Origin of the sequence: Rhizobium sp. ZW T2_16, assembly GCF_044987325.1 — a bacterium.
Lineage (GTDB): Bacteria > Pseudomonadota > Alphaproteobacteria > Rhizobiales > Rhizobiaceae > Neorhizobium > Neorhizobium cellulosilyticum.
The window spans coordinates 534239-557415 of the sequence record NZ_JBJDRG010000001.1; the positions used below are offsets into that span (position 1 = coordinate 534239).

At 58.9% G+C, this 23177-nt stretch carries 21 protein-coding genes; 11 read left to right on the forward strand and 10 right to left on the reverse strand.

From position 1 onward, the window contains the following. The first annotated feature begins 6 nt into the window (after positions 1 to 6). Genes ACI3K0_RS02530 through ACI3K0_RS02540 form a run of 3 tightly spaced genes read left to right on the forward strand, consistent with a single transcriptional unit; the run spans position 7 to position 2944 of the window. Positions 7 to 2073, forward strand: coding sequence for a hypothetical protein (locus ACI3K0_RS02530; protein ID WP_183821377.1), 2067 nt, complete (start codon positions 7 to 9; stop codon positions 2071 to 2073). Further along, complete coding sequence (locus ACI3K0_RS02535; RefSeq protein WP_404944851.1) at positions 2073 to 2492, forward strand: GNAT family N-acetyltransferase; 420 nt, start codon at positions 2073 to 2075, stop codon at positions 2490 to 2492. The genes ACI3K0_RS02530 and ACI3K0_RS02535 overlap by 1 nt, the downstream gene beginning before the upstream one ends. A 38-nt stretch (positions 2493 to 2530) precedes the next feature. Then, positions 2531 to 2944: a GNAT family N-acetyltransferase gene (locus ACI3K0_RS02540; protein ID WP_404944852.1), complete on the forward strand. Its 414-nt coding sequence runs from the start codon at positions 2531 to 2533 to the stop codon at positions 2942 to 2944. Positions 2945 to 2947: 3 nt separating this feature from the next. Here ACI3K0_RS02540 and ACI3K0_RS02545 read toward each other — a convergent pair whose 3' ends face one another. Then, complete coding sequence (locus ACI3K0_RS02545) at positions 2948 to 3934, reverse strand: LysR family transcriptional regulator (RefSeq protein ID WP_183821374.1); 987 nt, start codon at positions 3932 to 3934, stop codon at positions 2948 to 2950. A gap of 93 nt (positions 3935 to 4027) precedes the next feature. On the opposite strand from ACI3K0_RS02545, the gene ACI3K0_RS02550 reads away from it, so the two are divergent. Then, positions 4028 to 5002: an MBL fold metallo-hydrolase gene (locus tag ACI3K0_RS02550; protein ID WP_183821373.1), complete on the forward strand. Its 975-nt coding sequence runs from the start codon at positions 4028 to 4030 to the stop codon at positions 5000 to 5002. Positions 5003 to 5044: 42 nt separating this feature from the next. On the opposite strand, the gene ACI3K0_RS02555 is transcribed toward ACI3K0_RS02550, so the two are convergent. Further along, the gene (locus tag ACI3K0_RS02555) at positions 5045 to 6358 is read right to left on the reverse strand and encodes an MFS transporter (protein WP_404944853.1); all 1314 of its coding nucleotides are present in this window, start codon (positions 6356 to 6358) and stop codon (positions 5045 to 5047) included. A 70-nt stretch (positions 6359 to 6428) separates the two neighbouring features. After that, on the reverse strand, positions 6429 to 6929 hold the full coding sequence (locus tag ACI3K0_RS02560; RefSeq protein ID WP_148145926.1) for a GNAT family N-acetyltransferase: 501 nt from the start codon (positions 6927 to 6929) through the stop codon (positions 6429 to 6431). Between the two features lie 300 nt (positions 6930 to 7229). Between ACI3K0_RS02560 and ACI3K0_RS02565 the strand changes: the two genes are divergently transcribed. Then, positions 7230 to 8213, forward strand: coding sequence for a glutathione S-transferase family protein (locus ACI3K0_RS02565; RefSeq protein WP_404944854.1), 984 nt, complete (start codon positions 7230 to 7232; stop codon positions 8211 to 8213). 188 nt (positions 8214 to 8401) lie between these two features. Continuing rightward, positions 8402 to 8851: a hypothetical protein gene (locus ACI3K0_RS02570; RefSeq protein WP_148145616.1), complete on the forward strand. Its 450-nt coding sequence runs from the start codon at positions 8402 to 8404 to the stop codon at positions 8849 to 8851. A 75-nt stretch (positions 8852 to 8926) separates the two neighbouring features. Here the strand turns inward: ACI3K0_RS02570 and ACI3K0_RS02575 are convergent, their stop codons facing one another. Further along, positions 8927 to 9415, reverse strand: coding sequence for an NUDIX domain-containing protein (locus ACI3K0_RS02575; protein WP_404944855.1), 489 nt, complete (start codon positions 9413 to 9415; stop codon positions 8927 to 8929). Between the two features lie 65 nt (positions 9416 to 9480). On the opposite strand from ACI3K0_RS02575, the gene ACI3K0_RS02580 reads away from it, so the two are divergent. From ACI3K0_RS02580 to ACI3K0_RS02590, 3 genes are all read left to right on the forward strand, one after another. Further along, positions 9481 to 10440, forward strand: coding sequence for a metallophosphoesterase family protein (locus tag ACI3K0_RS02580; protein ID WP_404945108.1), 960 nt, complete (start codon positions 9481 to 9483; stop codon positions 10438 to 10440). A gap of 91 nt (positions 10441 to 10531) precedes the next feature. Beyond that, a complete protein-coding gene (locus tag ACI3K0_RS02585) occupies positions 10532 to 11014 on the forward strand; it encodes a sigma factor-like helix-turn-helix DNA-binding protein (RefSeq protein WP_404944856.1) in 483 nt (160 codons plus the stop codon). Beyond that, complete coding sequence (locus ACI3K0_RS02590; protein ID WP_404944857.1) at positions 11011 to 11865, forward strand: anti-sigma factor family protein; 855 nt, start codon at positions 11011 to 11013, stop codon at positions 11863 to 11865. Before ACI3K0_RS02585 ends, ACI3K0_RS02590 begins: the two co-directional genes overlap by 4 nt. Positions 11866 to 11941: 76 nt before the next feature. Here the strand turns inward: ACI3K0_RS02590 and leuA are convergent, their stop codons facing one another. From leuA to ACI3K0_RS02615, 5 genes are all read right to left on the reverse strand, one after another. Then, positions 11942 to 13654 (reverse strand): 2-isopropylmalate synthase, encoded by a 1713-nt coding sequence (gene leuA, locus ACI3K0_RS02595; protein ID WP_404944858.1) that lies wholly within the window; start codon positions 13652 to 13654, stop codon positions 11942 to 11944. 353 nt (positions 13655 to 14007) lie between these two features. Next, positions 14008 to 15189, reverse strand: coding sequence for a benzoate/H(+) symporter BenE family transporter (locus ACI3K0_RS02600; protein ID WP_183821370.1), 1182 nt, complete (start codon positions 15187 to 15189; stop codon positions 14008 to 14010). A 110-nt stretch (positions 15190 to 15299) separates the two neighbouring features. Then, a complete protein-coding gene (locus ACI3K0_RS02605) occupies positions 15300 to 16736 on the reverse strand; it encodes a family 16 glycosylhydrolase (protein WP_183821369.1) in 1437 nt (478 codons plus the stop codon). A 264-nt stretch (positions 16737 to 17000) separates the two neighbouring features. Next, positions 17001 to 17846, reverse strand: a complete 846-nt coding sequence (locus tag ACI3K0_RS02610) for a class I SAM-dependent methyltransferase (RefSeq protein ID WP_183821368.1) — start codon at positions 17844 to 17846, stop codon at positions 17001 to 17003. Positions 17847 to 17966: 120 nt separating this feature from the next. Beyond that, positions 17967 to 18650 (reverse strand): helix-turn-helix domain-containing protein, encoded by a 684-nt coding sequence (locus ACI3K0_RS02615; RefSeq protein ID WP_148145624.1) that lies wholly within the window; start codon positions 18648 to 18650, stop codon positions 17967 to 17969. 224 nt (positions 18651 to 18874) lie between these two features. Here ACI3K0_RS02615 and ACI3K0_RS02620 point away from each other — a divergent pair, with 224 nt between their 5' ends. Then, positions 18875 to 21550, forward strand: a complete 2676-nt coding sequence (locus ACI3K0_RS02620) for an EAL domain-containing protein (RefSeq protein WP_183821367.1) — start codon at positions 18875 to 18877, stop codon at positions 21548 to 21550. A 133-nt stretch (positions 21551 to 21683) separates the two neighbouring features. On the opposite strand, the gene ACI3K0_RS02625 is transcribed toward ACI3K0_RS02620, so the two are convergent. Then, on the reverse strand, positions 21684 to 22313 hold the full coding sequence (locus tag ACI3K0_RS02625) for an ATP-dependent Clp protease proteolytic subunit (RefSeq protein WP_246435729.1): 630 nt from the start codon (positions 22311 to 22313) through the stop codon (positions 21684 to 21686). A 178-nt stretch (positions 22314 to 22491) separates the two neighbouring features. On the opposite strand from ACI3K0_RS02625, the gene ACI3K0_RS02630 reads away from it, so the two are divergent. Beyond that, complete coding sequence (locus tag ACI3K0_RS02630; protein WP_183821366.1) at positions 22492 to 23079, forward strand: HupE/UreJ family protein; 588 nt, start codon at positions 22492 to 22494, stop codon at positions 23077 to 23079. Positions 23080 to 23177 lie beyond the last annotated feature (98 nt).

Below are 23177 nucleotides of genomic sequence, written 5' to 3' on the forward strand. Positions count from 1 at the left end.
GCATCGATGACCCTTGAGTTTTCGCCCTTCTTCCCGTGGCCTGTCCTGATCGGACTTGGTGCCCTTGCACTCGCCCTCTGCGCGCTTGCCTTCTGGCGCCGCGTCCGTGGTTCAAGCCTGCGCATGCTGGCGCTCGCCTTCCTGCTCCTGGCGCTTGCCAACCCGACACTGCTTCAGGAAGACCGCGAACAGCTCTCGACCATCGTGCCGATCGTCGTAGACCGCTCCCAGAGCCAGCAAACCGATGAGCGCAAGCAGCAGACCGACGAGGCGCTGGCCGAACTTCGTGACCGCTTTGCCCGCTACCCGAATATCGAGACCCGCATTGTCGAAGTCGCGGACGACCCGGATAGCGACACGCCCTCGACCCGCCTCTACACGGCGCTTCGCTCCGCCGTGTCCGACGTGCCACCGGCCCGGCTTGGTGCCGCAGTCTTCGTCACCGATGGCCAGATTCACGATCTGCCCGGCACCAATCAGGAGCTTGGCTTCAACGCCCCCGTCCACGGTCTGATCACCGGACAACCGGACGAGTTCGACCGCCGCGTGGAAGTCGTCCGCGCCCCGCGCTTCGGTATCGTCAACGAGGAGCAGGAACTGACCCTGCGCGTCGTCGATGACGGCCGCGCCACCAACACACCGGCCCAGGTGACCGTGCGCATGAACGGCGACCAGATCGCCACGTTCCGCGCCTCGCCGGGCGCCAATACACCCTTCCCCTTCACCGTTCCGCGCGCCGGCAACAATGTCATGGAATTTTCCGTCGATGAGCTTCCGGGCGAAGTGACGACCGCCAACAATCGCGCCGTCCATGTCATCGACGGCATCCGCCAGAACCTGCGCGTCCTGCTGGTCTCAGGCGAACCCCATGCCGGCGAGCGCGCCTGGCGCAACCTGTTGAAATCCGACGCCTCGGTCGATCTCGTCCACTTCACCATTCTGCGCCCGCCGGAAAAGCAGGACGGCACGCCGATCAACGAACTGTCGCTGATCGCCTTCCCGACCCGCGAGCTTTTCGTCGAGAAGATCAAGGATTTCGACCTGATCATCTTCGACCGCTACAAGCATCGTGGCGTGTTGCCGATCCTCTATTACGATTACATCTCGCAATATGTGCAGAATGGCGGCGCGCTGCTGATCGCCGCTGGCCCCGAACATGCAAGCGAGGATTCGATCGCGCTTACCCCGCTCGAACAGGTTCTCCCCGCCTCACCGACGGGTGAGATCCATAGCGCAGGTTTTTACCCGCATCTCTCCGAAATCGGACAGAAGCACCCCGTCACCCGCGGCCTCGACAGTTCCGGCCAGACACCGCCCGCCTGGGGCCGCTGGTTCCGCACCATCGATGTCGACCAGCCGCGCGGCCAGACGGTGATGGAAGGCGACGGCAACCGTCCGCTTCTCGTCCTCAACCGTCAGGGCCAGGGCCGCGTCGCCATGCTCTTGTCCGATCAGGGCTGGCTCTGGGCACGCGGTTTCGAAGGCGGCGGCCCGCATGTGGCGCTTTATCGCCGCATCGCCCACTGGCTGATGAAGGAGCCGGAACTCGAGGAAGAAGCGCTCACCGCCCGCTCCTCCGGTCGCACGCTGGAGGCCACGCGCCAGACGATCGGTGACGATCCTGGCCCGGCAACCGTCCGCTTCCCGTCAGGCCGCAGTGAGACCATCGCCATGACTCAGGCAGAACCGGGGCAGTACCGCTTCGAACGCCGCATGGATGAGGTCGGCCTCTTCCAGGTGTCGAACGGCGAGTTCTCGACGCTCGTGCATGTCGGCGCCGTCGATGCGCCTGAATTCAAGGCAATGATCTCGACTGAGGAAACCTTGAGGCCCTATGCGGAAAAGACCCACGGCCTCGTTACCCGCGTCGCCTCAGGCGAAAACATCACTCTGCCGGATATCCTGCCGGTCCGTGGCGAAATCCGCGTTAGCAATCCCAACCGCATGTCGATCCGCATGACCGACGAGAGCGTCCTGCGCGGCGTCAACAGCCTGCCGCTGTTTGCCGGTTTCGCCGGCCTCTCGGCGCTCCTCTTTGCGGTCGCTGCCATGTGGTGGCGCGAGGGACGGTGATGCGGCCGCATATCGAAGTGACCGCTTCGCCAATCGGCGAGGATCTGGATGTCATTCTCAAAAGCCTGACCGCCTATAACGAAGCCACGGTTGGCCCTTCAGATCGCATGCCTCTTGCCGTTCTCATCCGAGATGAACAGGGTCAGACCATCGGCGGCCTTTCGGGCTACACCTCCTGGGGCTGGCTGTTCACCCAGTTGCTGTTCATTCCCGAACTGCTGCGTGGTCAGGGCATGGCCGCAACACTTCTCCAGCAGGCGGAAACCGAAGCCCGTCGTCGCGGGTGCCGGGGTGCCTGGATCGACACGTTCAACCCGCAGGCGCTCAAAGCCTATCAGCGCCAGGGCTACGAGATCTTTGGAGAACTGCCCGCCTTTGTCGGCGAGCGCACCCGCACCTTCCTTAAAAAGGCCCTTTAGTTTATCGATGCGCTCCTCTTTGGGAGGAGTGCATCCGAATGGAACTGAAAGTGACCGAAGGCATCGCGCCGTTGGAGGAAGACGCAATCCTGCAGAAACTGCGCGCCTTCAACATCGCCACCTTCGGCGAAAGTAACCGCCGCGAACTGACAATCCCGCTTTACGATGACAGTGGCGAAATCAGCGGCGGCCTCGTCGGCTATACCGGCCGCGGCTGGCTTTATGTCTCGATGCTCTACATCCCGGAAGACCTGCGCGGTCAGGGACTTGCCACCCGCATGCTGACCATGTCCGAGGACGAGGCCCGCAAGCGTGGCTGTATCGGTGGTTATATCGACACGATGAACCCGGAAGCGCTCAGCCTCTATCGGAAGCTCGGTTACACAGAGATCGGCAAACTCGACGCGCTCTCCGGCGGTCATGTGGTGACATGGCTCGCCAAAATGTTCTGAAATCTAGGCGGTTTCCAACTCCGGCTCCGCCATTTGCGAGGCACGTTTTCTGTCGTCGTCAAGAACACCGGAGGAGGCAAAGACATCGCGGATCTGCTGCCGCAGCCATGCATTGGCAGGATCTCCATCCGCATGGTTTGCCCAGACCATGTTGACCGGCGGAAAACTCAGAGATACCGGCAGCGGACTGACATCCAGACCGAGCAGTGGCGCGTAACGCTCGGCAATCCGGCTCGGCACGGTCGCAATCAGCGGACTGCTCTGCGCCGCGGAGAGAACCGACATATAACCGGGTGCCGCGGTAACGACATTGAGTTCGACACCGGCAATTTCCAGCGCGTCCTTTATGCAGCCCTGCAGCGTCTCGTTCTGGGAAATCGTTGCATGTTCTGCCGCAAGATAGGCTTCCAAGCCGACAGTCTTGGACAGCGTCAGCAGATCGGGATTGTGGCAGCAGGCAAATTCGGTCTTGTAAAGTGTCTCGAAAGACCGTCGGCTCGTTTGCGTATAGGTACAGCCGACCGCAAGATCGATGCTGCCATCCTCGAGTGACGGATCCATCGCCTCATACGGAAACACCCGCGCCAAAACCCGGATGCCCGGAGCAAGCCGCCGCAGACGGGCCGTAAGGTCGGGTATCAGCAGCAGTTCCACCTCGGGCGACATGGCAATACGGAATGTCCGCTCTTCTGTTGACGGATCGAACGCATCCCCGCCGCTCAGCGCCAGCTGTGCCTGTTTCAACGCCTGACGCACCGGCACCGCAAGGCTTCGCGCGCGTGATGTCGGCTGCATCACCTGACCGACGCGAATGAACAACTCGTCCTGAAGCAGAACACGCAAGGTCGAAAGCGAATGGCTCATCGCCGGCTGCTGGATCTTCAACCGCTTCGCTGCCTTGGTAACGCTACCCTCGGATATCAAAGCGTCAAAGGCGACGAGCAGGTTGAGGTCGAAAGAGCGCAGATTGAAATGATCGATAGTAGTCATGAGCCGCATCGATTTGTTTGCTGATACAACGATACATACGTGCTCTCCAGGTCAGTTCAAGACCACCCTGTCATACCAACCTGGAGTTCTTCCATGCAGACCCGCCGCGCTCTCCTCAAAACCTCAGCCAGCCTGACATTCGCCGCCGGTGCCATCGCCGCCCTTCCCTCGGCTGTTCTGGCCAAAGCACCAATCGTCGGAAGGCAGGCGGCAGGTTACTACCGCCTGAAGCTCGGCGACTACGAAGTCACCGCCCTGTCGGACGGCACAGTGGCGCTTCCCATGGCCAGGATCTATGAAGGCATAGAAGAGAAGGATGCCGAGGCCTATCTCGCCGGTTACTTCCAGAAAAACCCGACGGAAACCTCTGTGAATGCCTTTCTCGTCAACACAGGCGAACGCCTTGTCCTGATCGATGCCGGTACCGGCGATCTGATGGGCCCATCGCTCGGCAAGCTCGTCGCCAACATAGAAGCGGCCGGTTACAAGGCGAGCGAAATCGATGATGTCATCCTCACCCATATCCACGCCGACCATTCCGGCGGCCTGTCGAGGAACGGCAAGCGCATATTCGAAAATGCCGTCCTTCACGTCAACGAGCGCGAGGCAAACTTCTGGCTGAAAGCAGATGCTGCGGCGAAATCCGATCTGGGTATCGGCCCACAGATCGCACAGGCAGAGGCAGCCGTCGGCCCCTATATCGCGGCGGGAAAATTCGAAACCTTTGCGGATGACGCTGCTCCCGTTCCGGGCTTCACATCCGTCCTGCGCAAGGGCCACACGCCGGGTCACAGCGCCATAGCGATTGAAAGCAAGGGCGAGAAGATCGTCTTTTGGGGCGATATCGCCCATGGCGACGTGCTGCAATATGATCGGCCTGAGATCACTGTCGAGTTCGATGTCGACCAGAAACAGGCGGCCGCTACGCGTGCGATTGCCTTTGCCGAAGCGGCTGACCAGAAATATATGGTCGCCGGTGCTCACCACGCTTTCCCAGGCATCGGCCACGTTCGGCGGGACGAGACCAATTACGACTGGGTACCGCTGCTCTACAGCGCCAATTACTGAATGTAATTCAGGCACCGCCGGACAAGGCGGTGCCTGAAATCGTCATGAGAGCGAGACGTCACGCGTCTCGACCCGGATCATCAATGCCGCCACGGCCGCCAAGGCAAGAAGAGCGGCAAAAATGCCGATCGTCAGGCCGAACCCGTGGCTGACCACATAGACCATCGCCGAAGGTGCAAGCAGACCGCCCAGACGCGCCATCGCGCCGGCCGCCCCCATGCCAGTGGCGCGCGAGCGTGTCGGGAAGAGTTCCGGCGTATAGGCGTAAAGCGCGCCCCATGTGCCAAGCAGCGCAAAGCTCATGAGGAGCAGCGAGGTTCCGATGACGACAGAACCGGAGCCGAGTACAAAAAGCAGGCACCCGGCAGCAGACAGGATACAGAAACCCGTCAGCGTCGGCTTGCGGCCCCATTTTTCGACACCGTAGGCCGCCAGTGCGTAACCGGGAATCTGTGCAAGTGCCACCAGAACCAGAAAACCGTAACCGCGAACGAAGCCGAAGCCCTCGCTTGCGAGCTTCGCCGGCATCCAGGTGAAAATGCCGTAATAGGAGACAGACACCAGAAACCAGATGGCGAGGATGATGACACTGGTTCGGCGCAAGGCGGGCGAGAAAATGCCTTCGCGCGCCAATGCCATCGGCGGGGCAATCTCTTCGTCATCGGCGAGCCCCTTGCCGTTATTGACGGTCAGTATCCGGTCCATCACCTCTCGCGCTTCTGCATTTCGGCCCCTGCGCAAAAGATAGATAGGCGATTCCGGGATGAGAACACGCATCCCGATCCCGATCAGCGCCGGCAGCGCGGTCACGGCAAAAATAAGACGCCAGGCATCGGCCATGCCCGCAACGCTCGCGATCCATGCAGTAAGTGCCACAATCAACGTGCCGATCGCCCAGAACCCTTCCAGCGCCACCAGCCAGCGTCCACGATTTTTCGCCGGCAGGAATTCCGACATCATCGCGTAATCGACCGGAAGCGTGCCTCCGACGGCAATGCCTGTCAGGAACCGGAGGATCAGGAGAATGGTGAAGTCGGGTGCGAAAACTGAAAGCAGGCCGAATAACGCATCGCAGGAAACGGTGATGATCAGCACATTACGACGGCCGATCCGGTCCGCCAAGCGGCCGAATCCTATTGCACCGAGAAACATGCCGAGAAAGAAAACGCTGCCGGTCTGCAAGGCTTCGGGAATGGTCAACCCGAAGCTGGCGGCGATCGATGCCGCGGTAAACCCGACAGCTAGTACCTGCATCGCATCGGCCGCCCAGACGAGGCCAAAAACCCCGATCAGTCTACGCTGGTATCGTCCAGCGCCGGCGCGGTCGAGCGCCTCGTCCACCGTAATTGCTCTCATCCCACTGCCTTCTTCATGAGGCACCGGTTCCCCTATTTACCGGCGATGCGAGATGCATAGTTGATTTACGTTATTTACGCCAGCAGATGTCGCCTTTGAGCTGAGAATGCACATCCTCGGCAAGCGGCACGACGAGCACCCGCGCCGGATCGACCGGCCCCGGAAACGCCAGCGCGTCATAGGCCACCTTCTCGAAGCCGAGCGGCATGTAATAGGGCGGATCGCCGATCAGGATCACGCCTTCGGAACCCTTGCGCTTTGCCGCTTCGATCGCGATCCGCACCAACTCCCGGCCGATGCCCATGTTCTTGTGTGTCGGCCGCACGGCAAGCGGCCCGAGCATGTGACCCTTCACCGTGCCGGCCAGAACCGGGGTCATGCGAACGGAAGCAATCGTCTCGCCGTCATCGGCACAAATGAAGGAAAGCGACCGGTCATGCGGCCCCTGCTCGCGGATCCGCGCGGCGGCGCGCACATGACGGCCTGGCCCGAAAGCTTCCTCATTGATCAGCTCGATCGCCGCATCATGCGATGCGTCTTCCGTCAGATAGACGAGATCGTGCTTTGCCAGAGATTTCCGGGCGACAAGGTGCAGAGAGGCAGATGAAGACATGGGAGAACCGAAGCCGTAAAAATGAGCGGACAGGACATGCGAAGTCGATGACGCCTCGTCTGGCGTCTTGGTCGATCTTCAGCGTCGTCGCAGTGCCCGTGCTTCGGTCATGTAATTGAGGTATCCCACAAAAATGTGAAAAGCCAACTAGCAGGATTTTTTTCACCCGTCCAATGCAAAAACGCACTGTTCGAAAAATTGCGTCTCGCAATCTCAAGCCCTTGCCGTATCTATCCGGGAAACAAGAAGGAGAGCGCCATGGGCAGGCTCGTTGACGGCAAATGGCAGGATGTCTGGTACGATACGAAGGCAACCAAGGGGCGTTTCGAGCGATCGCAATCGCAGTTTCGCAACTGGGTCACTGCGGATGGCGCAGCTGGCCCATCCGGTAAAGGCGGTTTCAAGGCCGAAGCCGGACGTTATCATCTCTACGTTTCATACGCCTGCCCCTGGGCACACCGCACGTTGATCTTCCGCAAGCTCAAGAAGCTTGAAGACCTCATATCCGTTTCGGTGGTCGATTACCTGATGCTGGAAAACGGCTGGGAATTCAAGAACCGCGACGGGGCAACCGGCGACGATCTCTTCGGCACCGATTATCTCTATCAGGTCTATCTCAAAGCCGATCCGCATTATTCCGGCCGCGTGACCGTACCAGTTCTGTGGGATAAGCAGCAGAATACCATCGTCTCGAATGAAAGCGCCGAAATCATCCGCATGATGAACAGCGCCTTCGATGGCCTGACCGGCTCGGACCTCGATTTCTATCCCGCCGACTTGCACGAGGAAATCGACGCGCTCAACGCGATCGTCTACGACCGGGTCAACAACGGCGTCTACAAGGCGGGATTTGCGACGTCACAGGAAGCCTACGAGGAAGCCGTCACGTCGCTGTTCGAAACGCTCGACACGCTGGATCGGCGCCTCGAAACAAGCCGCTATCTGTTCGGCGACAAGATTACCGAAGCCGACTGGCGCCTGTTCACCACGCTTTTGCGCTTCGATCCCGTCTATGTCGGCCACTTCAAGTGCAACATTCGCCGCATTGCCGATTATCCGAACCTTTCCGGATATTTGCGGGATCTTTATCAGCATCCCGGCATCGCCGAGACTTGCAACCTCGCCCATATCAAAGGCCACTACTACGGCAGCCACAAGACCATCAATCCGACCGGCATCGTTCCTGTCGGACCAGCACTGGATCTCGAGGCAGCTCATGGTCGCGAGAGACTTGGGGGCTGAAACGCTCCGTAGTCTTCACCAACATCACCGACCGGTCGCCTGGCCGCGACAAAGATATTCGCCTTGAGAGACCGTCGACATGGGCCGGGCCGCAAAACTGGATTGAATTTTACTAATTTAGAGATTTATTGACAACGCAAATGGCCGGTTCATAGTCCCCGATCGCAATTATGCACCTGGAGGCCCCAATGACCAATCGCACCATCATTCTTGCATCCTTTGCTCTGCTCGCCTCTGCAGCTTTCGTGACGCCGGCGTCCGCACTCACAATGAAGGAATGCAGCGTCAAGTATCAGGCCGCCAAGGCTGACGGTTCCGCCAAGGACGTCAAATGGAACGACTACCGCGCCAAGTTCTGCGGCGCAGACGCTGCCGCCGAAGACGCAGCCGACGACAAGGAAGTTGCCGCGACGACAGAGAAGGAGCCGGCAAAGGCAACAACCAAGGCCCCGAAGAGCGTCGTTTTCCCGAATGCGATCGACAAGAAATATTCGAGCGAGACGCCTGCCAAGGCCCGGCTCAAGACCTGCGTCGACACCTATCACAAGAACAAAGACGACGGCACGCTCGGCGACCTCAAGTGGATCCAGAAAGGTGGTGGTTACTGGAGCCTGTGCAATACGGCTCTGAAAAGCTGACGCCAATCGCAAGCCCACAACATCATCACCCACCGTCTCGGACAACCGCTCCGAGGCGGCGGATAATCAGGCCCGTCACCAGAAATCCCCGCGCTCGGCCTCTCCGCTCAACTCTCGCAGCCGCCTGAGCGTCGCATCCGTCACGTCCTCCGGCAGCGCGTCCAGCGCAAAGAACCCGCTTTCGGCAATCTCCCGGTCAGGCGGGCGCGGTGCCGTCTGCTCGACATTGACCCTGTAAAACAGCACATGGTCGCGCTTGCTGGCTCTGCGGTTGTAATAGACGTTCACGAGATCGGGCTTTTCGGTCATTACCAGATTGCCCTCCTCTCGCAATTCCTTGACCAAAGCCTCAAGCGCCGTTTCGCGATGTTCCATCCCGCCACCCGGCAGATACCAGCCCGGAACATAGGTATGACGCACCAGAAAAATTTCGCCCTGCGCGTTGAAGCAGGCTGCGCGAACACCCATCGTCATCCCGCGGGAAACAAGGAAAAAACGATGCAGCAGCCAGACCACGATACGCGTCCGCCATGTCCCGATCTCAGCTATGCCGGTAGCGCCCATCTGCTCTCCGCTCCGCTCGCGTAAATTTCATAACGAATTTCCGTTTCGTGCGTTATGTCTGGGCCATGTTCAAATTCGCCCATATTTCCGACATCCATCTGGGACCACTGCCGAAACTGTCGGTTCGGGAACTCATGTCCAAGCGTATCACCGGCTTCATCAACTGGCATCGAAACCGGCGCAATCATCTGTTCGTCAATACACTCGATCTTTTGCTGAGCGATCTCAAGACCCGCCATCCCGATCAGCTCTTCATCACCGGTGATCTGGTCAATCTTGCGACCAAGATCGAGACCCGACTGGCAAGGGAATGGTTGGACACGATCGGAGATCCGGAAGACACGACCGTCGTCCCCGGGAACCACGACGCTTATGTACCCGGTGCCCATGATAAATCGGTCGCGGCCTGGTACCCGTTCATCAAAAGCGATGATGACCCGGGCGAGTGGCCGAAAGACGACCATATATTCCCAACCTATCGCCAGCGCGGGCCGCTGGCTATCATCGGCTGCTCGACATCGAACGCCACGCCTCCCTTCTCCGCGTCTGGCTTTTTCAGCCCCAGACAGGCCCGCGAGACAGTCAATCTTTTGAAAAAGGCCGGCGAGGAAGGCCTGTTCCGCGTCGTCCTGATCCATCACCCACCGATCCAGGGAGCTGCCTCCTCGCATAAACGCATGATCGGCATCCGACGCTTTGCCGCGGCCATTTCGACCGGCGGCGCCGAACTCATCCTGCATGGGCATACACATCTCAACACTGTCTACTGGCTGAAGACCCATGATCGACCGGTGCCTGTCGTCGGCATCGCCTCGGCCTCGCAAGGTCCCGGCGGACACAAGCCGCGCGCCGCCTACAACCTCTTCAACCTGTCCGGCAAGGCGGGAGCATGGAACCTCAGTTGCGAGCGTTATGGACTGACCGAAAGCGGCGACAGCATCCATCTCGACGAGACCAAGATCTTTTACGGTGAGGCACCGTTACAGTTCTCGGTGGAGGAAGCAGCAAGAGTTCTGCAAGGTTAGGAGATGCTTGTTGCAGAATCGTCACAATCGATTCATAGTTAGTACCTTCACGCATTCATTCGAATGAGAGCAAAAAGGCCATATTCCTCTGATGAATCCGCCAGCAGTTTCAACCGATATCCGTCGTGACCTTGTGGCTTTGCTGCCGCGGCTGCGGCGGTTCGCCCAGACGCTGACCGGAGATGCGAATGCAGCGGACACTCTCCTGCGCGAAGTCTCTGCCCGCGTCATTCTCAAAAGCCATCACTGGAAAGGCGAATGCCGGTTGGAAAGCTGGGTGTTCAATCAGATCAGGATCGGCTGGAGCGACGAGCTTCGCAAACGCAACCGCCAGGAACCGCTCTCAAAGCAGAATGCCGAAGCAACTGGCGTTAGCGGCTGTGAATCCAAGGCGTTCCTCGGCATGCCTGAGGGTCTGGCAAGTACGCTACTTCTCGTTGATGTCGAAGGTTTCGATTATTCTGAGGCAGCATCGATCCTCGGCGTCACGCCGGAACTGGTCTCATCACGCCTTTGTGCCGCACGATTGGCACTTTCCTCCCAACCGCCTGGTTTTGCGGAAAAGAGAGCGTGACTATGGCAAATAAGGAGCCATCGGCGATGGAACGTCGTCTTTCCGCGTTTGTCGATAGCCAGGTGTCTGATACGGAGCGTCAGGATATCGAATCCCTGCTCGTCAACGATCCGCATGCCCGCGCACTGCACGACGATTTGAAACGCGGCAGCCAGACCGGCCGACTTCTTCTCGAAGAAATGCTCAAGGAGCCGGTGCCGCTCGATCTCGTCCGCAGCATCAAGAACGCCCCCCTTCCCCGCAAGGCGGTACGGCTTCCGGGATCCTCCCGCCGCAACCGGGCCTTTCGTCCTTCGGGCCTGCAGGCTCTGTCGGCCTGCGCCCTGACGCTCTTGGTTGGCGGCAGCCTGGGCTACATGATCGGCGCTCGACCGGATGGCTCTCACGCGCCGCAAGCATTGGCAAGCCCGGCATTCCAGCAACGCGACTGGTTGGACGATATCGTTTCCCATTTCCGCCTCTACAGCCGCCAGCAGAACCGGCTGGTGGAAATCGGCGCGGACAGGCCGGCCGATATCCTTGAATGGCTGACCACCGGCACCGGCGTCGGCTTCCGCATTCCGGACCTCACCGATAGCGGGCTTGCCTTCGTCGGCGCACGTCTGGTCACCGCTGAAAACACCCCGACCGGCGTACTTTTCTATCGCCGCACCACCGGCGACAATGAAGGCGACATTCTGGCCTTGACCTTCTCAAGAGCGCGGCCAGAAACGACCAAGCCGATTGAGGACATCCGCCTCGACACCAGCCTCGTATCCTGGAGCACCCCGCTTGCGACCTATGTGATCGTCGCTCCGTCTTCGGCCGCCGATCTCGACGAGATCGCCGCAAAGGCTGCCGGTCTCATCTGACGACCATTCAAGCTCAACAAAAAGGCCGCTGCGGGAAACCGCAGCGGCCTTTTGATTTAATGCGGAACGAGAGGGCTTAGCGAGCCCCCTCCTCCAACACCCGGTTTGCCGCGGAAACGATCGCATCGAGCGAGGCCGTGACGATATTCGTGTTGACGCCGGCACCGAACAGCTTGCCACCCGGATGCTGCATCTCGACATAGGCGATAGCCGAAGCGTTCGAGCCGTGCTGCAGCGAGTGCTCGGAATAATCATTCACCGACAGGTCGATGCCGAGATAGATCGACAGCGCATTGATGAACCCGTCGATCGGCCCGGTTCCCTTGCCTTCGATGCGCTTGGTCTCGCCATTGTCGATAATCTCCGCCGCAACGACCCGCACGCCCTTGTGGTGAGGCTCGGACGGATATGTGTGGTGATCGACGAACTTCAGACGCGCACCAGACTGCTCCACATAACGCTCCATAAAGCGCTCGTGGATGCGCTTCGAAGACAGTTCCTTGCCCTCTTCATCGGTGATCCGCTGGATGTCCTCGCGGAATTCCACCTGCAGGTTGCGCGGCAGGTTCAGGCCGTAATCCTGGCTCAGGATATAGGCGATCCCCCCCTTGCCCGATTGCGAGTTGATGCGGATGATCGCCTCATAGGAACGACCGACATCCTGCGGGTCGATCGGCAGGTAGGGCACTTCCCATACCGGATGGTTGGCCACCTTGATCGCCTTCATCCCCTTGTTGATCGCATCCTGGTGCGAGCCGGAAAACGCGGTATAGACCAGCTCGCCGACGTAAGGATGGCGTTCAGGAATGACCATCTCGTTGGAATATTCGTAGACCTCCTTGATCCGCTCGATATCGGAGCAATCCAGTTCCGGATCGATGCCCTGCGTGAACATGTTCAGCGCCAGCGTCACGACGTCGACATTGCCGGTGCGCTCGCCATTGCCGAACAGCGTGCCTTCGACGCGATCCGCACCCGCCATCAATGCCAACTCGGTCGCGGCAATGCCGGTACCGCGGTCGTTATGCGGATGAACCGAGATGATGACGTTCTCACGGTTGTCGATATTGCGGCACATCCATTCGATCTGGTCGGCATAGATGTTCGGCGTCGCCATTTCCACGGTCGACGGCAGGTTGAGGATCAGCTTGTTGTCGGCCGTCGGCTTCACCACCTCGATCACCGCATTGCAGATCTCCAGAGCCACATCCAGCTCGGTACCGGTAAAGCTTTCCGGGGAATATTCGAAACGATAACCGCCGCCGGCCTTCGCCGCCATGTCGGTGATCATCTTTGCGGCATCGACGGCAATCTGCTTGATACCGTGCACATCCTTGCCGAACACCACCCGGCGCTGCAGTTCGGACGTCGAGTTGTAGAAATGGATGATCGGCTTGTGCGCGCCTTCCAGCGATTCGAACGTGCGGGTGATCAGCTCCGGCCGGCACTGCACCAGCACCTGCAGCGACACGTCCTCCGGTACGCCGCCCTCTTCCACGCACCAGCGGGCGAAATCGAAATCGGTCTGCGATGCGGACGGGAAGCCGATCTCGATTTCCTTGAAGCCCATGTCGAGCAGCAGCTTGAACATCCGCGCCTTGCGGTCATGCCCCATCGGGTTGACCAGCGACTGGTTGCCATCGCGCAGGTCGACCGAACACCAGATCGGCGCCTTCTCGATCGCCTTCGACGGCCAAGTGCGGTCCGGAATGTTGATCGTCGGATAGGCGCGATACTTCACGCCTGCGGACTGCATGCCTTTTACCGATGCGGAAATCTTGTTGTCCATGTCTTCGTCCTTCACTCGCATCCGCAGGAGCATTTTGGCTCGATGCCGTTCTCGACCATCCGACTGCGGATTTTGGACCTCTTGTGGTCCGGTTTCATTATCTGGGATTTGATGCGAGGAGCACTTACGCCGGCTGGCTTTTCGGCCGCCGGGCGCTCCTCAACGGACCCGGCAACCGAGTGTAAGGTCGAGGCTAAGAAGCGAGAGAGGCGCGAAAACCGTTGCCCCGGCAGCGGTGCTGCGGGCGGCAAAACGGTCAAACATGATCGCGCCTGTCATGGTCATGGGGAGATGTATAGCGATACATCAGCCATCCGGCAAGAACGGCTTTCGCGCTTCCGGTACGCCTCCGGTCAGGCGGATTTCTTCATCACCTTAGAAAGGCCGATCATCACGGCACCGGCCACAAGCCCCCAGAAAGCCCCGGAAATCCCGGCAAATGTGGCGCCCGAAGCAGTGACGAGGAAGGTGATCGCAGCGGCTTCGCGGGTCTCGGGCTCGCGCCATGCAGCAAAGGCTGCATTCGAAAATGCGCCGATCAATCCGAGGCCCGCGACCGCCTGCAACAGAATCGGTGGTGCCATCGAGACGAAGGCGATAATCCCCCCGGCGATCAGCCCGAGCACCGTATAGGTCGCTCCGCCGATAACGGCTGCCCAATAGCGCCGCTTGGGGTCGGGATGCGCGTCCTCGCTGGCGCACATCGCCGCCGTGATTGCCGCAAGGTTCACCGGCACGCTACCGAAGAAAGCGATGATGGTCGAGAATATGCCGGTCGAGGCGAACAGCGGTCCCGGCGGCGGCTCATAGTGATGTGCCTTCAGGATCGCGATGCCCGGAATATTCTGCGATGCCATGGTGACGATGAACAGCGGCAACCCCACCGAGATAAATCCGTGCCAGGTGAAGAGAGGCGGCACCCAGATCAGGTTCGGATGGATCGCAGCGCCAATCTGGCCGAACACGTCATCGGGCAGATCGACGCCGAAGACCAGCACAAGCGCGAAGGCACCGAGCGCCGCCGGCACCGCCCAGAGCCGCCAGCGCGAGACCACGACCATCCAGGTCAGCACGATCGGAAGCCCGAGCGCAGCATTGAAGGCGACGGCCTTCACCGGCGCAAGGCAAAGGCTCAACAGAATGCCGGCCAGCATCGCATTGGCAATCGGCGCCGGGATCTTGCGGATCATCTGCCCGAGCGGCCGGAACAGGCCGGAAAGCGTGATCATCACGCCGCAAAGCACGAAGGCCCCGACCGCCGCAGGAAACCCGCCCTCGATCGCGCCGGTCGCCGCCAGAAGCGCACCGCCGGGTGTTGTCCAGGCCATCATGATCGGCATCCGGTGGCGAAGCGAAAAAAACACCGTGAGCACGCTTTGCGCAATGCAGACGGCCAGCAGCGCCGACGCAATCTCTTCAGGCGATGCGCCCATCGCCTGAAGGCCCTGCATGATGACGGCAAAGGAGCTGACGAAACCGACAAAGGCTGTCAGCAGCCCCATCGTCAGCGTCGAGGGAGAAAAGTCCTTGAGCATGGGTATCCGAAAGGCCTGGTAAAGGGTGAAAATCTGATCCCTGCAGATCAAAATCCTCAGCCCCTTGCAAGCCTCGTCACGTCAAAACCGTTCGCCGAAGACAAACACGGTCAGAGAAGCCACTCGCTGGTTTGTGCAGCGGATCCGGCATTCGTTGCCTCTAGGTCATCGAGCGAATAGGCGCGGATATAGTCGATGTTCATTTCTGACCCGTCGGGCAGCCCATCCGAAGGTGTGCCCGCCATGCCGCCGATCGCCAGGTTGACGATCATGTACATCGGATCGTGCATGTCGTCGGGAGTATCCGTCTGCGCCACCGCTACATCGTCGAAATACCAGGTGATGTGATCCTCGTCCCACAACAAACCGTAGGTGTGAAACCCTTCCGTATCGGCCACCGCAACGTTGTTGATGACCGAAGTCTGCTTACCGGTTTCGTTCGAATGAGCCGAAAGGATCAAGGTATTCGGGTCTTGTCCGCGCATTTCGATCACGTCCAGTTCCGGCGGCCACGAACCGTCCTCGGGCAACAGCCAGAAGGCGGGCCATGCCCCCTGCTCGTCCGGCATGTCGGCGCGGATTTCGAAATAGCCGTAGGTCTGCGCGAAGGACGCATGGGTCGTCAGCATGCCGGACGTGTAGTCGTAACCTTCGACTTCGCCGGAAAGCGCATCGGGAGTCTGTTCTGCCCGGATCGTCAAAACGCCGTCTGTCACCGAGAACGGATTTGCTGACGCTGTCGGTCCGTATAGAGGATTGACGTACCATTGCTGCTCGCCATTGGTATGCAGCGAAGCCCCCTTTTCAGGCGCCCACCAGTATTTCGCTTCCCACACACCGTCCTGACCATCGTACAGGGAAAGCGAATTGAAGTCGTCGTTGAAGGTGAGCGTCAGGTTCGATCGATCGAGGTTGAGTTCGAACTGGTCGGCGCTGAGATCGTCAGCTGTCGTATTGGCCAAGACGACGCTTTCGCCATTGCCCAGATTGAGCCAGAGATTCGTCCCCTGCTGGGAGGATTGACTGATCAGCTGATCGAATGACGTGACGCCGTAACCATCGAGCCGGATCGTATCATCGCCGCTGAAGTCGGTAATGAGATCGGTCCCGTTGCCCTTGGAAATAATAAACGTATCGGCGCCACCGCCACCGATCAGCACATCGTTTCCTGCCCCGCCATCGATCGTCTGGCGGGTCGATCCGCCTCGGATGATATTGTCGGCGGAATTACCGAAAGCATAACGGTTGTCGCCGGTTACCCGCAGATTCTCGAAATTCTCCGGAAGAGTGTAACTCATCCAGGTATCAATCGTGTCCACACCTTCGCCAGGCTTTTCCTCAGCCCGATTGATGCTGGAATAGAGATAGTAGATGTCGTCACCGGTTCCACCCGTCATCGTGACGTTGACGGAACTGTCGCCCCACATGGAGTCATTGCCTGCGGTCCCGTACTGGATCGGTCCGGAGCCCGTTGCGGAAAACCAGGCTGTCGAGCCTGCGCTGTAATAAAGTGCGACACCAAGCGCATTCGAAATGGAGTTCGTCATTGAAACTGCTCCTGTTTGAGTGGCTATCCTCCAAGTTCCTCCCACCCACAGCCTAACAGCCTCACCCGCTCAGATTTTCAATAACGCGTCATTTTCCCGGACAAACGGGCTACACAGTTAAGCCCGGCCTAACAGGCAGCCTTTTCTTATCGAATTGAAACACCTGTGCGCAATTGGAACAGCTGGCCGGCGCCGTGCACCGCAATCGGCACACGGCGCCGTAAACGCCTGCATCCTCGTTTGCAGACGCCGGCCCGCCGGTCATCAACGCTTCGCGATGATGACCTCGAGATAGTCACTGGGTACTACCATCGTCCCATCCTCAGCCCGATTGAAGCTTTCGATGAGGTCAAGCAGGTCTCTTTCCAGAACGGCCTGCTTCTCTGTTGGTAAGGCACTGAAAGCCTTGTGTACCGGCCCGTACCAGGTGCGGAACACCTCGACCCAGTGGCCTGGAGAACGGTAGCGGAAGACGAAAGTCTCCCGGCTTGCGGAAACGCCTGCCACAGACCCGAACAGTTCGTTCAATCGATCGGTTGTCCCCCATAGCGACGGTGGGCGCAGGCCTGCCGGAGGCAGCACGTGCCGCCCGATCGTCTTGAACACCTGCCCGATAAAACTGTCCGGCGTCCAGTTCGCAAGACCAATACGCCCTCCCCTGCGGCAAACCCTCAGCAATTCAGAAGCCGCTTTTTCCTGGTCCGGCGTGAACATCACCCCGAACGTGGAAAGCACGACATCGAAGTGATTATCGGCAAAGGGTAGCGCCTCGGCATCGGCCGTCTGAAAATTGACGCTGAGCCCTTCCGCCTCGGCGCGCCGCCTGCCCTGTTCCAGAAGCGTCGGCACGTAATCGGTCGAGCTGACGATGCACCAACGCCGTGCCGCTGCGAGCGTCGCATTGCCGTTTCCGGCAGCGACATCCAGCACCGTTTCGCCGGCCCTCAGATCAAGCGCCTCGCAAAGCCTCTCGCCGACGATCTGCAGGGTCGTGCCGACGACCGCGTAATTGCCCGAAGCCCAGGCGCCTTGCTGGCGCGCCTTGACCGCGTTGAAATCCGCTCCCGCTGGCGCGGCGGGATGCGCAAGGTCCAGATTTGCTGTCTGCATTGTCTTTCCTCCCATGTCGAAGAGCCCGATGACGCGGGCAATAATTGGAGGATGCTTCAGTCTATGCCGGTTGCTCCAGTGTAGAAAATGAACCGGACCCGATACAGAAAATGCACCGGATCAGCAGGTGGCAAAAGAACTGCGCACCATCCAGTCATCAATCCGCGAGGCGATGTCTGCGTCGCCGATCAATGAAATTCGCCCCTGTTCAATCTCCGCCTTCAGGCCCGAAAGCCCCATCCACGCCGCCGTCATCGCCTTCAGTTCGGCGGTGACATAGAGATCGACGTCGTAACCCGGATCGATCAGGCAAAGGTCGATCGGCTGCCCCGGCTTGTTGACCAGCCAATAGTGACGTTCCTCCCGAGGCAACTCGGGGTAATTGAACTCGATAACGCTGCGCCTGCGCTTGGGCAGCGCTTCGGCATCGATCTTGCGGCGCATATTCCACATCAAAAGCCGCGCATCGAGATTTTCGAGCGTCACATCGGCGTCGACATTCCGGTGTGCCCAGCGACCAAGCTCCCGAACGATAGGGCCAAGTTCGTCTGCAATCCTGGTGGTGATATAGGTGATCTCGCCGGTCCGCTCGTTTGCCGAGCGGGTCACCAGCCCGCTCACCTCCATTTGCTTAAGTCGCTTGGACATCAGCGTCGGCGACATACCGGGCACGCCGCGGCGGATTTCGTTGAAATGCGTTGAGCCGGACCACATTTCGGAAAGCAGCAGCAATGTCCAGCGCGGCTCGATAAGTTCGCAGGCTTTGGCGATCGGGCAAAACTGATTGTATCCGTCGTCCTTCATCGCCAAACCTCCCGGCAGGAAAGTATGCGCCTCTGGGTTTGCACGGTCCAGTCCATAAACTGTAGCGCGCAGCGAAAAACAAAACACGGAATGGATGCAGACAATCACTGAAGCGATATTCAGTCTACAGTAAAGTGACCATATTTCACGCCAAATGACGGTTAGAAAAGCATAATATTAAAGTTTCTCTGCAACTCTTTGCCATCATGAGACCGGAATATTCGATGGCTACTTTTTCTCATTCGGACAAATCGATGCGGCCGATCCAGAAGGCTTTTGGCCTGAGCTATTTTATTCCCGCAATCGTTGTCATTGCTGCAGTCGCCATCGGATTTGTTCAATCGGACAACGAAGAGCATGAGCGCTTTCTGGCAGAACAAAGACTTGTTGCCTCCGAGCGCCTTGCGCAGGTTTCCGCTCGCCTGGAAACACAAATTCACGGCAACGTAAACCTCATTCAGGGACTTGTTGCAGCAATCGCCGCCAATCCGAATATGACCCAAGCGCAATTCAGCGCCCTGTCTGAACGTATCTTCAGTGTCCCGTCGCAATTGCGAAACGTCGTAGCGGCTCCAAACCTCGTGGTGCAGAACGTTTATCCATTCGATGAAAACAAGCAATTGATCGGGCAGGACTATAACGCCAACCCGAAACAGTCCGGCTCTGTTTTCGAAGCCATAAAACGGCGCAAGACCACAATTGCAGGTCCGGTGAAGCTCATGCAGGGCGGGCACGGCCTGCTGGCACGCTATCCGGTATTTTCTATTGGAAACGGTCATTTCTGGGGTGTTGTCTCGGCCGTGATCGATGCCGAGCGCTTGTATCGGGACAGCAATATAAACTCCGACCAACAGACGCTCAACATAGCTATCGCGCGCCGACCGCAACCCTCCGTCAAGGATGTCTTTGTGGGCGATCCCGCAGTCTTCGTCGACGACGCGGTGCGTACGCGCATCGAACTCGGATACGACACATGGTACCTTGCCGCGGTCCCCAAAGGGGGATGGCTTCAGGAACCACCGGCAATTTTCGTATCCCGGATCTACGCCGCCATGGTTGCCATCGGCATCATTGCGCCGCTGATATGGGCTGGTTTGCTGATGAGGCAGCGGCACCGTAATCTCATCATACTGCAGCAGAGTGAGGAGGAACTGGAGGAAGTCTCACATCGCCTCGGCCTTGCCCTCGACTCCTCCGGCATTGGCGTGTGGGAATATCATCCCGAATCCGGAAAGCTTATCTGGGATCGTCGGATGCGCGAAATGTACTATGGCTCACCGGATCGGGACGCATTTTTCTATGAAGACTGGAAAAAAGCGATCCACCCGGACGACATTCAAGCCGCACAGGAAGAACTGCTCCAGACGGTGGCCGAAGGCGTTCCTTACATAACTCAATTCCGCATCGTGTCTCCGACCGGAGAGATAAGATACATCCGTGCAAATGGCAGGGTCTATAGCACGGCAGGCCGCGAAATGCGGATCGTGGGTGCGAATTGGGATGTGACCAAGGATATGCTGCTGCAAGCAGAATTGCGCGAGGCGCGTTCTCGTGCAGAAGAACAGAATGCCCAGCTCAGAGCAACGCGGCGGACGCTTGAACATCAATCTCTCCATGATGCCCTGACCGGCCTCCCCAACCGGCGATTTCTGGACCAGTTCATGGAAGCAGGTAGCGGCAAGGCGGAAAAGAGCCATCGATTGGCCTTCATCCACGTGGACCTCGACCGTTTCAAGGAAGTCAACGACACGTTCGGCCACGCCGCTGGTGACGAGGTTTTGAGGCAGACGACAGCACGCCTCCTCGACCTTGTCACACCGGATGAATTCGCCTCACGCGTAGGCGGTGACGAATTCGTCATCGCCACCAGCGGCCCTTGCGTCGAACGTCGATCGCGCGAACTTGCGCAGGCAATCGTCAGGTCACTTGCCCGGCCGATCGAAATCGGCGGCCACAAGTGCCGTATCGGCTGCAGCGCAGGAATATCCTGCCAGACGGCATCGATGGAGGAGCCTCGCGAACTTCTCGTCAATGCGGACATTGCGCTCTACGAAGCCAAGAAACGCGGGCGCAACCGCTTCGAGATCTTTTCCGACGAACTGCGTATGGCTGCGGTGCTTCGTAAAACGATGTCGGACGAGTTCCTGACGGCACTGGAGCACGATCAGATCGTCCCTTATTTCCAACCCCAGTTTGATGCACGGACGTTGCAGATCGTCGGCGTCGAGGCACTCGCGCGATGGCAACACCCGCAACGCGGCACTCTTGCACCTGATCGCTTTCTCGATATTGCCGAAAGCCTGAATCGCGCAGCCGATCTTGATGCTGTGATTCTTGAAAAGGCGCTCTTCCAGTCCGTTCGCTGGAAGGCGCTCGGTCTGGATGTGCCGCATCTTTCGGTCAACATATCGGCGCAGAGAATAAAGGACGGCCGCATGTTCGACCGGCTGGCAGACCTGCAGTTTTCTCCGGGCAGCCTGTCTTTCGAGCTTCTGGAATCCATCTCATTCGATGACCACGATGAAGACCTGCGTACGGCAATCACTCGGCTTAAGTCGCTCGGTATCGACATCGAAATCGACGACTTTGGCACCGGTCACGCCTCGATCGTGAGCCTGATCGAGCTGGGGCCGAAGCGATTGAAGATAGACCGCAAATTGATCTCGCCGATCGAGGATTCTGCATCCCAGCGCAGACTTGTCGCCTCCATCATCGAAATCGGAAGGTCGCAGGATATCGAGATTGTTGCCGAGGGCGTGGAGACCGGCAAACATATTGAAATCCTGCGCGGCCTCGGATGCCACGTCTTGCAGGGTTACGCTTTTTCCAAGCCCCTTGCCGCTGCCGAGTTCATAACCTTCGTCGAAAACTGGCAAGCGCGGCAATGTGCCGACGGGTAACCGTGCAGGCAAGCCATTTAGGCGCCCTCCGGCTCCAATCTTGCAAGATGAAAGATTTGCAAACCTTGAACACAAAAGCCCCGCCAGCGGCAAGCTGGCGGGGCTTTCTGTTTCAATGATCCGAAGCGCTATCTCAGATTTCGCTCTGAGATGTGACGATCTTCGAGACCAGACCGTAGGAGACGGCTTCCTCTGCAGAGAGCCAGTAATCGCGGTCGATGTCCTTGGCGATCTTCTCTTCGGTCTGGCCGGTGGCCTTGGCAAAGATCTTGATCAGGCGCTCGTTCATCTTGACGATTTCGCGTGCCTGGATCTCGATATCGGATGCCATGCCGCGCGTGCCGCCGGACGGTTGATGGATGAGGAAGCGCGTGTTCGGCAGCGAGATACGGCGTTCCTTCGCCGCGGCTGCATAGATCAGCGCGCCTGCGGAAGCCACCCAGCCGGTTCCGATAACCCAGACCTTCGGCTTGATGAACTTGATCATGTCATGGATGGAATCGCCCGATTCGACGTGGCCGCCGGGGGAGTTCACATAGATGCGAATATCTTCGTCGCTGGCTGCGGAGAGCGCAACGAGCTGCGTGTTGACCTTCTGCGCCAGTTCCTGGGTAATCGGACCGTAGATGAAGATCGAGCGCGACTTGAAAAGATTCGCCTCTGTTTCCTTGCCGAGCGGCAATTCCTTGGTCTTGTCGTCGTTGTCGTCTTCGTCGTTCAGCACAGTCAGTGTCTCCTGCATGGGATTCATAACATCGGACATAATGTGTTCGCGGCCACAAAACAATGGAGAGTGGCAGCAAGCCACGACTAAGGCCGCCTATAAGGTGAATGACGTAGAAACCTTCGGCGACCAGTTGGCAATTGTGGTGGACATCGGAAAGCTCTGCGCCCTATCTTCGATCATATTTTAAAGTCAGACAGAATCTGAGGGGACCATAATGTTTAGACGCCTTTCGCTCTCCGCCGCCATTTTTGCCACAGCGACAGCACCCGCCTTTGCCCATCTCAATCCGGAAGAGCACGGCTCCTTCATGGCCGGCTTCTCGCACCCGCTTTTCGGCATGGACCACATCCTCGTTATGGTCGCGGTCGGACTTTGGGCTGCCCAGATTTCTCAAGGTGGCAACAGGAAGGCGCTCTGGATCGTTCCCTCGGCATTCGTCGGCACGATGGCGATCGGCTTTGCCCTCGCATTGTTGGGCATTGAACTTCCCTTCGTAGAACCCGCGATCTTGGCCTCCGTCATCGCCCTCGGCCTAGTTGTCGCCATCGCCGTTCGCCTGCCGACAGCCGTTTGTGCTGCAATCGTCGCCGTCTTCGCTCTTTTCCACGGCCATGCCCATGGCGGTGAACTCGGTTCTGCAGGCGCATTCCAGTTCGGCGCCGGCTTTGTCATTGCAACTGCGTTTTTGCACCTCGCCGGCATTGCCGCAGGCCTCGGCATCTCGCGTTTCAGCCCTTATGTCGCCCGCATTCTCGGCGGCATCACCGCCCTTCTCGGCCTGTCGCTCGCATTTGGGGGCTGAAGCAATTCCGGCAAAGGTTGAACCCTGTTCTGCCTTCGCAATCGCACCAAACAGAGAGTTGCGCATTACCGAGATTTAATCTTGCGGCGATTTGAAAT

Coding starts and splice junctions, on each gene's coding strand:
- ACI3K0_RS02530 (WP_183821377.1), top strand. CDS start 7: ATGACCCTTGAGTTTTCGCCCTTCTTCCCGTGGCCTGTCCTGATCGGA.
- ACI3K0_RS02535 (WP_404944851.1), top strand. CDS start 2,073: ATGCGGCCGCATATCGAAGTGACCGCTTCGCCAATCGGCGAGGATCTG.
- ACI3K0_RS02540 (WP_404944852.1), top strand. CDS start 2,531: ATGGAACTGAAAGTGACCGAAGGCATCGCGCCGTTGGAGGAAGACGCA.
- ACI3K0_RS02545 (WP_183821374.1), bottom strand. CDS start 3,934: ATGACTACTATCGATCATTTCAATCTGCGCTCTTTCGACCTCAACCTG.
- ACI3K0_RS02550 (WP_183821373.1), top strand. CDS start 4,028: ATGCAGACCCGCCGCGCTCTCCTCAAAACCTCAGCCAGCCTGACATTC.
- ACI3K0_RS02555 (WP_404944853.1), bottom strand. CDS start 6,358: ATGAGAGCAATTACGGTGGACGAGGCGCTCGACCGCGCCGGCGCTGGA.
- ACI3K0_RS02565 (WP_404944854.1), top strand. CDS start 7,230: ATGGGCAGGCTCGTTGACGGCAAATGGCAGGATGTCTGGTACGATACG.
- ACI3K0_RS02570 (WP_148145616.1), top strand. CDS start 8,402: ATGACCAATCGCACCATCATTCTTGCATCCTTTGCTCTGCTCGCCTCT.
- ACI3K0_RS02575 (WP_404944855.1), bottom strand. CDS start 9,415: ATGGGCGCTACCGGCATAGCTGAGATCGGGACATGGCGGACGCGTATC.
- ACI3K0_RS02580 (WP_404945108.1), top strand. CDS start 9,481: ATGTTCAAATTCGCCCATATTTCCGACATCCATCTGGGACCACTGCCG.
- ACI3K0_RS02585 (WP_404944856.1), top strand. CDS start 10,532: ATGAATCCGCCAGCAGTTTCAACCGATATCCGTCGTGACCTTGTGGCT.
- leuA (WP_404944858.1), bottom strand. CDS start 13,654: ATGGACAACAAGATTTCCGCATCGGTAAAAGGCATGCAGTCCGCAGGC.
- ACI3K0_RS02600 (WP_183821370.1), bottom strand. CDS start 15,189: ATGCTCAAGGACTTTTCTCCCTCGACGCTGACGATGGGGCTGCTGACA.
- ACI3K0_RS02605 (WP_183821369.1), bottom strand. CDS start 16,736: ATGACGAACTCCATTTCGAATGCGCTTGGTGTCGCACTTTATTACAGC.
- ACI3K0_RS02610 (WP_183821368.1), bottom strand. CDS start 17,846: ATGCAGACAGCAAATCTGGACCTTGCGCATCCCGCCGCGCCAGCGGGA.
- ACI3K0_RS02615 (WP_148145624.1), bottom strand. CDS start 18,650: ATGAAGGACGACGGATACAATCAGTTTTGCCCGATCGCCAAAGCCTGC.
- ACI3K0_RS02620 (WP_183821367.1), top strand. CDS start 18,875: ATGGCTACTTTTTCTCATTCGGACAAATCGATGCGGCCGATCCAGAAG.
- ACI3K0_RS02625 (WP_246435729.1), bottom strand. CDS start 22,313: ATGTCCGATGTTATGAATCCCATGCAGGAGACACTGACTGTGCTGAAC.
- ACI3K0_RS02630 (WP_183821366.1), top strand. CDS start 22,492: ATGTTTAGACGCCTTTCGCTCTCCGCCGCCATTTTTGCCACAGCGACA.